We start from the raw sequence: 13,188 nt of genomic DNA on the forward strand, positions 1-13,188 counted from the left end.
GGCCATGATCGCGAAGGCCAACGCGTCACAGGTTCGGCCCCCGCACCAGTTTCGAGCCATCGCGGAACCGCGTGATCCGGAACCGGCTCAAGTCATGCCCCGGGTCCTTGCCCGCTGCGAGATCCGCTGCAATGCGCCCGAAGGCCGGTCCGATGCCGAAGCCATGGCCGCACATGCCGGTCACCACGATCAGCCCCGGCAGGGTCGGTTCCTCGTCCACGACAGGCACCACGTCGGGCAGAACGTCGATCAGTCCGGCCCATTCCGCCGCGCTCTGCACTTTGCGGACTGCCGGGTAAATCGCTTCGAAGCCGGTTTTCAACTCCTTGATTTTCTTTGCATTCGGGGCCGGGTCCAGAACCCGCATCCGCTCGAACGGGCTCTGCTCGCCGTCGGCCCAGTGCCGCTTCGTCGAGACCGCATCGGGCCAGTCCTTGGGCGCCGGACCGCGCAGCGCCACGTCGAATTCGCCCGACAGTGCCAGCGGCAGGTAGCGCCGCAGATGCCGCACCGCATCCGGCCCGACGAAAAGCTCCGCAAAGGCAGCCGGAGCCAGCGTATAGCCACCATCCGTCCGAGGCCGGAACGCCATCCGGTCATCGACCGCAGCGGTGCTCACAACCTGTGGCAGGGGTTTGGAGGCCATGACCGTAGATCGGACCGAAAGCTGTGGAATATCAACGCCATGACGTCGCAGAAACAGGCTCGACCAAGCCCCGCCTGCCAGCACCACGCGCCCTGCCTTGACCAGTCCTTCCTCGCTGATGACGCCGGTCACGCGACCATCCCGAACCTGCAAACCCCGCACCGCGCAGCGCTCCCGGATCAGCGCCCCCTCCGCACGCGCCAGCCGCGCCAGTTCCGGCACGGCGACCCAGGGTTCGCCCTTCATGTCGGTGGGCGTGTGCAAGGCCCCGATCCAGGGCGCGCCGGGCTGCCCAAGGAGAGACAAGGTTTCCTTCTTATTCAATATCTTGGACGACACACCTAAAGTAGACGCCTCTGCAAGCCAGTCCGCGAAGGCGGCCATCTCGCGCTCGGTTCGGGCAAGGTATGTCACCCCCACTTGCCGCACCCCGAGGCGCCCCTCGCACATGCGGTCCAGGTCTTGCCAAAGATCCTGCGATTCCAGTGCGATAGGCACTTCGGCCAGGTCACGACCCTGCACCCGGATCCAGCCCCAGTTGCGGCTCGACTGTTCCGCCGCCACGCGGCCCTTCTCCAGAACCAGCACGGACATCCCTTGCCGCGCCGCGTAGAGGGCCGTGCAAATGCCGATCACGCCGCCGCCTATCACAACAAGATCAACGGTTTGCGGCAGGGAGCTCATATGCTCCACCGGCCCGTCGTCGCGGATCGGAAAGGTCACGCCAGTGTCTCCACGAGCCGCTCCATGAACCGCTGCCCTTCGGCGAATTGCTCCAGCGTGATGTACTCGTCCGGTTGGTGCGCCACCGCGATGCTGCCCGGCCCGCAGACCACGACGGCATAGCCGGCTGCTTGGAAATGGCTGGCTTCCGTGCCGTAACTCACGAAATTCTCGGAATTATCGCCGGTCAGTTGCCGAACCAGTGCCTCCGCGCTGTTGGTCCCGGTCGGCGCGAAGGGTGGCAGGCTCGAGCGTTCGGTCACCTCGATCCATGCCTCGGGCCGGATCACCTTCATGTCCGCCTCCAACGCCTTGATCTTGCATAAGAACGCTTCTCTCCAAACCTGGGGATCGTCACCGGGCACGATACGAAAGCTGAACCCGAATTCACAGTCCTTCGCCGTTATGTTATGCGCGGTGCCGCCGTTAATCATTCCGACGTGTAGGTTCGTATAAGGCGGATCGAAAAACCGTGATATTCCAGTCGGTTCCGCTGCCATTTGTGCCGCGTTCACCTGGTTGGCCCAATCAATCAATTTCGCCCCCCACATCACCGCACTCACGCCGGTATGAAGCATCGACGAATGGACCTCGAAGCCGTGCACATGCACCCAGAACACGATGCCGCCCTTGTGCCCCGTCACCGCCTTCATCATGGTCGGCTCGCCAACAATCACATCGCTGGCTTTTGGCAAGGTTTCCATAGCCTTGATCAGATCACGCACGCCAATCACGCCCACTTCCTCGTCATAGCTCAAAGCTATCTGTAGGGGCCGCTGAACGCCCTTGTAGCGTGCTTCGACCAGCGCCCAGATGGCCAGCGCATCGAAACCTTTCATGTCGGTCGCTCCGCGCCCGTAAAGCCGACCGTCCCGCTCGGTCAGGGTAAACGGATCACTGGTCCAGGCCTGCCCGTCGACAGGCACCACGTCCGTATGACCGGAGAGCACCACGCCGCCCTCGTCCGGCGGGCCAACATGCGCAAAAAGTGCAGCCTTTTCCTCGCCTTGCTTGAATGTCTTGAAGCACTCGATACCGTGCCCGACCAGGTAGGACTCAACCCAGTCGATCAAGGGAAGATTGCTGTCGCGGCTCACCGAGGGAAAGCCGATCAGGCGTTCGAGGATTTCGCGCGGCGAAAGGCGGTCCATCGTTCAGTACCCGCTGTCCGTAACCAGCACGCGGTGCCCCGGTGTGATCTCGCGGTATTCGGAGCGCGCAGGCTGATAATCCACCGGATGGATAGGAGAGGGAATTGGCTTGAAATTCAAATCCTTCTCGGACTTTCTTTGAGTCGGGTCCGCAATCGGCACGGCCTTCATGAGCGCCTGGGTATACGGATGCTGCGGGTTCTCGAAGACCGCCTGCCGAGGACCGATCTCCACGATCCGGCCAAGGTACATGACCCCGACCATATGGCTGACGCGTTCCACGACTGCCATGTCGTGGCTGATGAAAAGGTAAGACAGGCCGAGGTCGGCCTGCAGTTCCATCATCAGGTTGACCACCTGTGCCTGCACAGACACGTCCAGCGCGCTGACCGCCTCGTCGGCCACGATCAGTTTCGGCCGGAGCGCCAAAGCGCGGGCGATTGCAATACGTTGGCGCTGGCCACCGGAGAGTTCGTGCGGATAGCGGCGCATGAAGCTGCGCGGCAGTTCCACCCGGTCGAAGAGCTGCGCCACATGGTCCATCACCGCACTGCCGGTCTCGATGCGGTAGTTGTGGATCGGCTCCGCCACCTGGTCGGCCAACTGCAACTGCGGATTGAGCGAGGCGAAGGGGTCCTGGAAGATCATCTGCATTTCCCGCCGTTCCTCGCGCAGTTTCGCGGGCGACAGGGCCATCACGTCCACGCCGTCGAGCACCACGCTCCCGGCGACCGGTTCCACCAGCCGCAGGATCGAGCGGCCAGCGCTGGATTTACCGCAACCGGACTCGCCGACAAGGCTCAGGGTCTGGCCCTTGTTGATCCGGAATGACACGTCCTCCACGGCGTGCACGTTGGAAATGTGCCGCCGGAAGAACCCGCCACGAACCGGAAACCGCGTTGTAAGCCCTTGAACATCCAAGAGGACCGTGTCCTGCCCGGCAATCGGCTTGACGAGGCTCGCATCCGCGCCCAGCAGCTTCATCGGCTCCGGCAGTGCCTTGCCGGTCATCTCGCCAAGCTTCGGCACGGCAGCCAGCAGCGCCTGCGTATAGGGATGCTGCGGCGATTCGAAAATCTGCCGCACCGGCCCCTCCTCGACCTTGTTGCCGCGGAACATGACCACCACGCGGTCCGCCATCTGGGCCACGACGGCCATATCGTGGGTGATGAACATCACCGCGGTTCCCGTCTCGCGTTTCAACCTGTCGATGAGTGCGAGGATTTCCGCCTGAATCGTCACGTCGAGGGCTGTCGTCGGCTCGTCCGCGATCAACAGGCGCGGCTCACAGGCGAGGGCCATGGCGATCACCACCCGCTGGCGCATGCCCCCTGACAACTCGTGCGGGTATTGCTTCAAACGCCGCTCCGGTTCGGGGATGCGGACCTGCCGCAGCAGATCCAGCGCCCGCTCCTGCGCCTGCTTCTGCGAGAGCCCCTTGTGCACCCGAAGCCCCTCCGTCAACTGGCGTCCAACGGTGAAGACGGGGTTCAAGGCCGTCATAGGCTCTTGAAAAATCATGCCGATTTCGTTGCCACGGATGGTGCGCATAAGGCTGTCACCCGCCGTGGCAAGGTCGATCTCGCCGCCCTCGCGCCGATCGAACAGCAGCCGTCCACGGGCGATTTCGCCGCCGCCGTACTCCACCAGACGCATCAGCGACAGCGACGACACGGATTTACCCGAGCCGGATTCCCCCACGACGCAGACCGTCTCGCCGGGGCCGATCTCGAAGGAGATGTCCTCGACACCGACCACCGGTCCGGACTTGGTCTGAAATTCCACCCGGAGGTTTTCGATCCGGGCGATCGGCGCGGCCTGGGTATCATCGAGCATGGCGGGTCTCCCGTTCGGTTCTCCTGACGGTAAGGCCATGTTTTCAGCAGTGTCAAACCCCGCCTTGATTAACCCCAAGGCAATGCTTGCAATTTGCGCAAATCCTGTTTCGATGGGGGTAGTGTGGGGATGCGCAGGTGACTTGGGTTTCGGACGTCTACGGCTTGGCCCGGATGAGACCGAAGCGCCGAAACTGTCATCCATCCCCATGAAAAAAATAGATTTCCGGGCCAACCCCGGACCAACAAGGAGAGTGAGATGAAACTCAGGACACTGCTGCTCGGGGCCGCTGCCTCCATGGCTTTCGCCCCCGCCGCCTTTGCCGAGCGCGGAGCGGACGACGAGGTGCGCATCATCTACTGGCAGGCGCCGTCGACGCTGAATCCCTTTCTCAGCGGCGGCCGCAAGGATGTCGAGGCGGCCTCGCTGATCATCGAACCTTTGGCGCGTTATGACGAGACCGGCGCGCTGACGGCCTGGCTCGTGGAGGAGATCCCGACCGTCGAGAACGGCGGCGTATCCGAGGACCTGACACAGATCACCTGGAAGATCACACCGGGTCTGAAATGGTCGGACGGCTCGGATTTCACCTCCGCCGACGTGCTGTTCACCTATGAATACTGCACCCACCCCGAAGGCGGCTGCGCCCAGTCGACCAAGTTCGAGGGCATCACAAGCGTCGAGACGCCGGATGACCTGACCGTCAAGATCACCTTCGATCAGCCGACCCCCAATCCCTACCTGCCCTTCGTCGGCGCCGAGAGCCCGATCCTGCAGAAGGCGCAATTCGAGGCCTGCCTCGGCGCGGCGGCCTCCACCTGCACCGACCAGAACTTCGGCCCCATCGGAACCGGGCCCTACAAGGTCGACGAGTTCAAGACCAACGACGTCGTGACCTACTCGATCAACGAGTACTTCCGCGATGCCTCCAAGCCGTCCTTCGCCAAGGTTACACTCAAGGGCGGCGGCGACGCGGCCTCGGCGGCGCGGGCGGTGCTGGAGACCGGCGAGTTCGACTATGCCTGGAACCAGCAGCTGGCTCCGGACGTGATGGAAAAGATGCTGGAGGCCGGCAAGGGCACCTTCGTCGCCGACTTCGGCGGCACCGTGGAGCGTGTCCAGATCAACTGGACCGATCCGTCGCCGGACCTGCCGGAAGGCGAGCGGTCGACCTCCGCCCATCCGCACCCGTTCCTGCGCGACCCGGCGGTGTACAAGGCCATGTCCATGGCCATCGACCGCCCGCTCCTCGTCGAGATCGGCTATGGCGCGGCAGGCAAGGTGACCTGCAACTGGGTGCCCGCGCCGGACTGGTTCGATTCCAAGACCTTCGACTGCGGGACACAGGACATGGACGGCGCCAAGGCCATGCTTGACGCGGCGGGCATCGTCGACACCGATGGCGACGGCGTGCGCGAGAAGGACGGCGTGCCGCTGTCGATCCTGTTCCAGACCTCCACCAATGCTGTGCGCCAGGACTTCCAGGCGCTGATCAAGGAATGGTGGACCGACCTCGGCATGGAAGTCGAGCTGCGCAACGTCGACTCCTCCGTGTTCTTCGGCGGTGACGCGGGCTCGCCCGACACCTTCCAGAAGTTCTATGCCGACGTGCAGATGTACGCCAACACCTTCCCGGGCACCGACCCGCAGGCCTATCTCGGCAACGGCCTGTGCGACAAGGCGCCCGGCCCGGACAGCCAGTGGCAGGGCGAGAACATCTCGCGTTTCTGCATGCCGGAGTACGACGCGCTGCACAAGGAACTGGCCAGCACGGTCGGGACCGAGGCGCGTGGCGCGATCGGCGTCAAGCTGAACGATATGGCGATCGAGAACGGCATGATGATCCCGCTGGTCCACCGCGGCCGGATCGCCGCGGCATCCAACGCGCTTGGCGGCGTCGTGATGAACGCCTGGGACAGCGAACTCTGGAACGTGGCGGACTGGTACCGGGTGAAGTGATCCCGGCAGGGGTGCGGGGCACAGCCCCGCCCTACAGTCCGACATCGCGTAGGGCGGGGCTATGCCCCGCCTTGCGTCCAGAAAAAGACCAACAAGAAACTTCTGACCCGAGGCGCCGATGCTATCCTACGCCGTGCGACGTCTGATCCTGTCGATCCCGACGCTTCTGTTCATCAGTTTCGTCATCTTCATGCTCCTGCAACTCGCCCCTGGCGATCCCATGGCCGACGTGCCTCTCACCGTGCCCGACGAGGTCAAGCAGAAGATGCGGGAGGCCCTCGGCGTGGGCGAGCCCGCCTTGGTGCAATACTGGAAATGGCTGGTCCAGGTCTTCTGGATCGAGCCGCAGGTCTTCCTCGACTGGCTCCTCGGCACCGATTTTTCCGAAGGCAAGCAGCGCGTGATCTCCTGGCAGAACCGCGCCCCGGTCATGGACACCATCGTCCAGCGCATCCCGCAGACCCTCGCCGTGGTCGGTGTCGCCTATGTCGTCGCCATCCTGATCGCCATTCCGGTGGGGATCTATTCGGCCTACCGTCAGTATTCCGTTTTCGACCAGGCCGGCACCTTCGTCACCATGATCGGCTTCTCCATCCCGCCGTTCTTCACCGGCCCGCTGCTGATCGTGATCTTCTCCGTGCAGCTCGGCTGGCTGCCCTCCGTCTATGACACCACCCACGTCGTCACCGACTGGGAGAGCTTCAAGGTGCAGCTGATGCAGATGGTCATGCCCGTCATGGTCCTCGCCTTGCAGATCACCGCCCAGCTCAGCCGCTACATGCGGGCCACCATGCTCGACAACCTCGGTCAGGATTACGTCCGCACCGCCCGCGCCAAGGGCCTTTCAGAAGCGGTGGTCGTCATGGTCCACGTCCTGCGCAACTCCATGATCCCGGTGGTCACCGTCATTGCGCTTGGCATTCCGTCCATATTCGGCGGTGCCATCATCACCGAGAACGTCTTCGGCGTGAATGGTATCGGGCAATTGCTGCTCAGCTGGCTCTTCGCCAACGACCTGCCGGGCGTGATGACGCTGACCTTCATCTTCGCGGTGCTCATCGTGCTGTTCAACCTGATCGCCGACATCCTCTACGGTGTCCTTGACCCGAGGATCCGCTATGACTGAGCCCCTCCCCGCCTCACCGACCCCCATCGAAGCGCTGAAGGACAGCGGGCCGATGGCCCCGCCCACGTCGCGTGCGCAGGACGTCTGGCACCAGTTCCGCAAGCACAAGGGCGCCATGGTCGGCCTGGCGTTTCTCGTGCTGATCACCCTCGCGGTGCTGATCGGGCCGTACCTCTGGACCGTCGATCCGGGCAAGACAGACATCCGCGCCAAGGACATGCGGCCGATCTATACCGCGCTCTGGGACAGCGATGCCAAGGTCTCCTGGGCCAAGCCGCTCGGCTCCGACCAGCTGGGCCGGGACCACCTCGCGCAGCTGATCGCCGGGGGCCGCGCCTCCATGGCCGTGGGCTGGGCCGCGATGGTGCTCAGCCTGGTCATCGGCACCGCCATCGGCGTTCTGGCGGGCTTCTACCGACGCATCGACGGGCTGTTGATGCGCACCACGGACCTGTTCCTCGCCCTGCCGATCCTGCCGCTGCTGCTGCTCGCCGTGACGCTGTTTCGTCAGCCTCTGCGCACGCTTGCAGGCCCTGAAGGCGGCATGTTCATCCTGATCGTCACGATCATCGCCATCACCTCCTGGATGCCCACCGCCCGGATCGTGCGCGGCGATGTGCTGGCGATCAAGGAACGCGAGTTCGTGCTCGCCGCCCGCTCCATCGGCACCTCCAACGGCAAGATCATCCGCCGTCACCTGCTGCCGAATGTGCTTTCGCCGATCATGGTCTCCGCCGCCCTCGGCCTCGCCACGGCCATCATCACCGAAAGCGCCCTCAGCTTCCTCGGCGTCGGGTTCCCCTCCGACTTCCCGACATGGGGCAAGATGCTGGCCGACGCGGTGGTGCGCATGGAGCAATACCCGGAGCGCGTGCTGCTGCCGGGTTTCGCCATCTCGCTGACCGTGCTCTCGGTCAATTACATCGGCGACGGCCTGCGCGACGCGCTCGATCCACGCATCCGCGGACGCTGAGCGCAAATAAGGACAAGTCCGGTACGGCCCTGCGCGGCGGCGGAACAAGCGCCGCCTGTTTTTGCGGCAAAAGAACAGTCGGACCGGATGACCCCGGAATCCGGAACATCGTTCCACTGGGAGTCTTGCCTCCCATAAGGCATGTGCTTGCCAAAGCCCCATGCAGTCCTTCATTGGAACATTGTTCCCATTCCGGAGGCAAACCCATGTTCGAATCCCTCGGCTTCGAAGAGCTCACGGCACCGCAAGTGGCGGTCTACTTCGCCCTCATCCTCGGCGCGCTTTATGGCGTGTTTGCCGAGCAGACGAAGTTCTGCTTCCGCCGCGCCCTGATCGGCGAGGACCGCCGTGCCGCTTCCGGTGTCTGGCTGACCGCGCTCGCCGCGGCGCTCATCGGCACGCAGGCTGCCGTCTGGCAAGGCTGGATCAGCTTCGACGACCACCGCTTCATGAACGCCGACCTGCCCTGGCTGGCCATCGTCGTGGGCGGTCTGATCTTCGGCGCGGGCATGGTCCTGACCCGGGGCTGCGCCTCTCGGCTGACGGTGCTGACCGGCTCCGGCAACCTGCGTGCGCTGACCGTCCTTGCCGTCTTCGCGGTGGTCGCCCATGCCACGCTCAAGGGCACCCTCGCCCCGATCCGCACCACGCTGGCGGCGCAGACGGTGGCCCTGGACAACGCCGCCTTGCCCGGCAATGCGCTGATCTGGACCGCGATCCTCGCCCTGGCCGCGCTGGCCTTCGCCGCCCGCTCCGGCGCGCGCCCGGTGTCGCTGATCCTCGCGGCATCGCTCGGCCTGCTGGTCCCGCTCGGCTGGGTCGGTACCGGCTTCCTCCTCTACGACGACTTCGACCCGATCACGCTGGAAAGCCTCAGCTTCACCTCGCCCTGGTCGGAGACCCTGTTCTGGTCCATCGCCTCCACCTCGATCCCCGCTGGCTTCGGCGTCGGCCTGATCGGCGGCGTGCTGGGTGGCGCCCTGCTCTCCGCCCTCGCCTCCCGGCGCTTCCAGTGGCAGAGCTTCTCCAGCCCGGCCGAGACCGGACGCTACATGACCGGCGCAGTGCTCATGGGCGTGGGCGGCGTCCTCGCCGGCGGCTGCACCGTGGGCGCAGGCCTCTCCGGCGTACCGACGCTCTCCATTGCCGCAATCCTTGCACTGGCATCCATCGCGGCAGGCACCCTCGTCACCAATTGGGTACTCAGCCGACGGTCCTCAGGGCGCCTCACCGCCGTCCCGGCGGAGTGACCGCGTCTTCTTTGGTCTGAAAATACCTTGGGAGGAGTTTGAGGAGGGCAAAGCCCTCCTCAAGGCCTGCGTGGCCCGAACGCAAAACGCCATGCGCGCCGCAGGCGCTCCGCTCCGGGAAAAGTCCTACAAATGCCGGCCGGGGTCATCCATGGACGACCGGATACGACCGATCATCAGCCAGACCACCGCCACCACGGGCAGCACCACAAGAGCCGTCAGCGTGCCCTTCGACAACCCGAGCGGCTCCGACACCGGATACAGCAGGTAACTGACCAGCGAGACCGCGTAGTAGCTGATCGCCACCACCGACAGCCCTTCCACCGTCTTCTGCAGGTGCAGTTGCGCCTCCGCCCGCTTGTCCATGCTCTCCAGAAGCTGCTGGTTCTGCGCCGAGCGCTGGACCTCGACCCGCGTCCGCAGGAGATCCCCGGCCCGCATCGCCCGGTCAGCCATGCTGCCGAGCTGGCCTTCGCTGCTCTTGACGGTCCGCATCGCGGGCTGGTAGCGCCGCGTCATGAACTCCGCGAAGGTCTGCCGCCCGCGGAACCGCATCTCGCGCAGCACCTCGATGCGCTTGTGCACCAGCGCCTCGTAGGCAAAGGTCGCCCCGAGCCGGAAGGAGCAGTGCGCCGACAGGCTTTCGAGCTCCGCCGAGACTGACAGAAGCGCCTTCAGCGTCTCCTCCTCCGCATCCGAGCGGCTTGTCATGGCCTCCATCAGCCGCGACAGCTCGCGGTCGATCTCGCCCATCCGCGGCCCGATCTCGCGCACCCGGGAAAAGCCGAGCATGGACATGGTCTTGTAGGTCTCGATTTCACACAGCCGCTGCACGATCCGCCCGACGCGCCGTTCTCCGACGCCCGGGGCGGTGAAGACGGCGAACCGCGTGTGCCCTGCCGTGTCGATACGGAAATCGCCGGCAATCATCGCGTCGTCATCCAGAACCCGGCTGACCGCCACGCTCTCCGGCACCATCCAGTCGTCGATCTTTTCCTGCAGTTCCTCGTCATGCTCGGGGCGCGGGGCGACGCGGATCATGGCCGAGGTGACGCGCACCCCCGGCGCATTCTCCAGCCAATCGTCCGGAAACACCTCGAAATCCGCCGGATCGTACGGCCGGTGCCCAAGACCGTTCAGGAAGACCGTATAGGTCACGAATTCGGTGTGTTGCTCCCATTTCAACGTGTGCTGGCCAATGCGGGTGGAGAAATGCGTGGCGCCCGGCTGCGGGTGCGCGGTGCCGAAACGGCTCAGAAGGTCGATCAGATGCGCCAGGTCCTCGCGCTTGTCCCGGCTCGCGGCGCCTTCCGCCTTCTTGATCGCCAGATAGACCGCGCGACAGGGCGGCGTCAGCGACGGGAACGGCCGGGCGTGCAGTTCGTTGGCGAGCGGATAGCGCAGCGGGTGGTCGGCAATGGGCGCCATGGGCGTAATCCTTGTGAGTCGCGTGCAAAATACGCGCGGGTTGCTCCGAGTAAAGGGTAAAAGATCAATATTTTCAAAGCGTTACAGGAATACCGATGTATACCGCCTGCCCTCCGGGAGAAAAGCGATTGGTTTTCAAAGTCTTAAGCTCGGCTGTACCAGGTGAACATTGCGTAATCCTTGCGCGGCCCCCGAACCCGCCAGGTGCTCGACCACGCCGGCCAGGCCGAGAAGTCGTAGGTCACATCGTATTGATCCGGGTCGCACCAATGCTCGGCCCGGGGCTGCCCCTGCCCGGGATCGACCGTGTGGAACGGGCGCCCGTCCTCGAAAAAGACCGCGATCCCCCGCGGGGCGAGACGCCAGAGATAGCTGCGGGTGTTCTTCATCCGGGGCGTGGTGGCGAAAGCCATGGTACCGCTTTCGTCATAGCGCAGCCCGGCGGCATCCAGCGTGAAGACTGCCTCGCCTGCGCCCTGCCCCTGTCCAAGCCCGGTCCGGTCGTCGATCTGCCGGATGTAGGTCCATTGTCCTTCGAAGTCTGCCAAGCCCGGCCCTTGCGTCATCGCGGCCCGCCCCTTCCTCTTGTTCGCTGGTGCAGCAGGGTTTATGAGGCCCCCAATCCCCGAACTCAACGCGAAAGTCTGCCGATGATCCCCCGTTATTCCCGTCCCGAGATGGTCGCCATCTGGTCCCCGGAAACCAAGTTCAAGATCTGGTACGAGATCGAGGCCCATGCCTGCGACGCGATGGCCGATCTGGGCGTGATCCCGCGCGAGAATGCCGAGGCGGTCTGGAAGGCGAAGGACGTGGAGTTCGACGTGGCCCGCATCGACGAAATCGAGGCCGTAACCAAGCATGACGTCATCGCCTTCCTCACCCACCTCGCCGAGCATGTGGGCAGCGAGGAAGCCCGCTTCGTGCATCAGGGCATGACCTCGTCGGACGTGCTCGACACCTGCTTCAACGTGCAGCTGGTCCGCGCCTCCGACATCCTCATCAAGGACATCGAAGGGCTGCTCGCCGCGCTCAAGCGCCGCGCCTACGAACACAAGGACACGGTGCGCATCGGCCGCTCGCACGGCATCCACGCCGAGCCGACCACCATGGGCCTGACCTTCGCGCGCTTCTACGCCGAGATGGACCGCAACCTCTCCCGCATGCGCGATGCGCGGGCGGAGATCGCCACGGGCGCCATCTCCGGCGCCGTCGGCACCTTCGCCAACATCGACCCGGCGGTCGAGGAGCATGTCTGCGACAAGCTCGGCCTCGTGCCCGAGCCGATCTCCACGCAGGTGATCCCGCGTGACCGCCACGCGGCGTTCTTCGCCACCCTTGGCGTGATCGCCTCCTCGATCGAGAACATCGCCATCGAGATCCGCCACATGCAGCGCACCGAGGTGCTGGAAGCGGCGGAATTCTTCTCCATGGGGCAGAAAGGCTCCTCCGCCATGCCGCACAAGAAAAACCCGGTGCTGACCGAAAACCTCACCGGCCTTGCCCGCCTTGTCCGCATGGCGGTGATCCCCGCGATGGAGAACGTCGCGCTGTGGCACGAGCGGGACATCTCGCATTCCTCAGTGGAGCGGAACATCGGGCCGGACACCACGATCACGCTGGACTTCGCCTTGTCCCGCCTGACCTCGGTGATCGACAAGCTGCTGGTCTACCCGCAGAACATGCTCGACAACATGAACAAGTTCCCCGGACTGGTTATGTCGCAGCGCGTGCTGCTGGCGCTGACGCAGGCGGGCGTGAGCCGCGAGGATGCCTACCGGCTGGTGCAGCGCAACGCCATGAAGGTCTGGGATCATCGGACCGATTTCCGCGAGGAGCTGCTGGCGGATGAGGAAGTGCGGGCGGCGCTGTCCGAGGAGGAGATCAACGAGAAGTTCGACCTCGGCTACCACACCAAGCATGTCGACACGATCTTTGCCCGGGTGTTCCACGAGGACTGAGGGATTTCGCCCCGGCTGCGCCGGGGCGACTCGCCCGTGGCTGCGCCACGGTTGGGGGCTCTGCCCCCACGCCCTGTCAGGGCTCCCCCGAGGGTATTTGGGGACCAAAGAAGCAAAGGCGCGGGCTCGGGAAAGACG

10 protein-coding genes are annotated in these 13,188 nt (G+C 64.6%); 5 read left to right on the forward strand and 5 right to left on the reverse strand.

Translation table 11 applies throughout. The annotated features are described in order from the left end of the window. Positions 1-25 precede the first annotated feature (25 nt). The 3 genes from ACP159_RS07590 to ACP159_RS07600 are packed head-to-tail and all read right to left on the reverse strand — an operon-like array spanning position 26 to position 4,356. Positions 26-1,369 carry an NAD(P)/FAD-dependent oxidoreductase gene (locus tag ACP159_RS07590; protein ID WP_425099064.1) on the reverse strand — a complete coding sequence of 448 codons (1,344 nt, stop codon included), beginning with the start codon at positions 1,367-1,369 and terminating at the stop codon, positions 26-28. Then, entirely contained in the window at positions 1,366-2,520 is a 1,155-nt protein-coding gene (argE, locus tag ACP159_RS07595) for an acetylornithine deacetylase (RefSeq protein WP_425099065.1), read from the reverse strand. The genes ACP159_RS07590 and argE overlap by 4 nt, the downstream gene beginning before the upstream one ends. A gap of 3 nt (positions 2,521-2,523) precedes the next feature. Continuing rightward, positions 2,524-4,356, reverse strand: coding sequence for a dipeptide ABC transporter ATP-binding protein (locus tag ACP159_RS07600; RefSeq protein WP_425099066.1), 1,833 nt, complete (start codon positions 4,354-4,356; stop codon positions 2,524-2,526). Positions 4,357-4,614: 258 nt separating this feature from the next. Between ACP159_RS07600 and ACP159_RS07605 the strand changes: the two genes are divergently transcribed. The 4 genes from ACP159_RS07605 to ACP159_RS07620 all read left to right on the forward strand — a co-directional run bounded on the left by ACP159_RS07605 (position 4,615) and on the right by ACP159_RS07620 (position 9,664). Continuing rightward, positions 4,615-6,315: a peptide ABC transporter substrate-binding protein gene (locus ACP159_RS07605; protein ID WP_425099067.1), complete on the forward strand. Its 1,701-nt coding sequence runs from the start codon at positions 4,615-4,617 to the stop codon at positions 6,313-6,315. Between the two features lie 118 nt (positions 6,316-6,433). Continuing rightward, positions 6,434-7,441, forward strand: a complete 1,008-nt coding sequence (locus ACP159_RS07610; protein ID WP_425099068.1) for an ABC transporter permease — start codon at positions 6,434-6,436, stop codon at positions 7,439-7,441. Further along, positions 7,434-8,414 carry an ABC transporter permease gene (locus tag ACP159_RS07615; RefSeq protein ID WP_425099069.1) on the forward strand — a complete coding sequence of 327 codons (981 nt, stop codon included), beginning with the start codon at positions 7,434-7,436 and terminating at the stop codon, positions 8,412-8,414. The genes ACP159_RS07610 and ACP159_RS07615 overlap by 8 nt, the downstream gene beginning before the upstream one ends. Before the next feature lie 206 nt (positions 8,415-8,620). Then, a complete protein-coding gene (locus ACP159_RS07620; protein WP_425099070.1) occupies positions 8,621-9,664 on the forward strand; it encodes a YeeE/YedE family protein in 1,044 nt (347 codons plus the stop codon). Between the two features lie 126 nt (positions 9,665-9,790). On the opposite strand, the gene ACP159_RS07625 is transcribed toward ACP159_RS07620, so the two are convergent. Next, positions 9,791-11,092, reverse strand: coding sequence for a DUF3422 family protein (locus tag ACP159_RS07625; RefSeq protein WP_425099071.1), 1,302 nt, complete (start codon positions 11,090-11,092; stop codon positions 9,791-9,793). Between the two features lie 143 nt (positions 11,093-11,235). Then, positions 11,236-11,640: a DUF6314 family protein gene (locus ACP159_RS07630; RefSeq protein ID WP_425099072.1), complete on the reverse strand. Its 405-nt coding sequence runs from the start codon at positions 11,638-11,640 to the stop codon at positions 11,236-11,238. Positions 11,641-11,742: 102 nt separating this feature from the next. Between ACP159_RS07630 and purB the strand changes: the two genes are divergently transcribed. Continuing rightward, positions 11,743-13,050 (forward strand): adenylosuccinate lyase, encoded by a 1,308-nt coding sequence (gene purB, locus ACP159_RS07635; protein WP_425099073.1) that lies wholly within the window; start codon positions 11,743-11,745, stop codon positions 13,048-13,050. The last annotated feature ends 138 nt before the right edge of the window (positions 13,051-13,188 follow it).

The sequence above is a fragment of the Tropicibacter sp. S64 genome (assembly GCF_049803835.1).
Lineage (GTDB): Bacteria > Pseudomonadota > Alphaproteobacteria > Rhodobacterales > Rhodobacteraceae > Pacificoceanicola.

Excerpts from the sequence above, each read along its gene's own strand:
- argE (WP_425099065.1), bottom strand. The coding sequence starts at position 2,520 with ATGGACCGCCTTTCGCCGCGCGAAATCCTCGAACGCCTGATCGGCTTT.
- ACP159_RS07615 (WP_425099069.1), top strand. The coding sequence starts at position 7,434 with ATGACTGAGCCCCTCCCCGCCTCACCGACCCCCATCGAAGCGCTGAAG.
- purB (WP_425099073.1), top strand. The coding sequence starts at position 11,743 with ATGATCCCCCGTTATTCCCGTCCCGAGATGGTCGCCATCTGGTCCCCG.
- ACP159_RS07620 (WP_425099070.1), top strand. The coding sequence starts at position 8,621 with ATGTTCGAATCCCTCGGCTTCGAAGAGCTCACGGCACCGCAAGTGGCG.
- ACP159_RS07625 (WP_425099071.1), bottom strand. The coding sequence starts at position 11,092 with ATGGCGCCCATTGCCGACCACCCGCTGCGCTATCCGCTCGCCAACGAA.
- ACP159_RS07610 (WP_425099068.1), top strand. The coding sequence starts at position 6,434 with ATGCTATCCTACGCCGTGCGACGTCTGATCCTGTCGATCCCGACGCTT.
- ACP159_RS07600 (WP_425099066.1), bottom strand. The coding sequence starts at position 4,356 with ATGCTCGATGATACCCAGGCCGCGCCGATCGCCCGGATCGAAAACCTC.
- ACP159_RS07605 (WP_425099067.1), top strand. The coding sequence starts at position 4,615 with ATGAAACTCAGGACACTGCTGCTCGGGGCCGCTGCCTCCATGGCTTTC.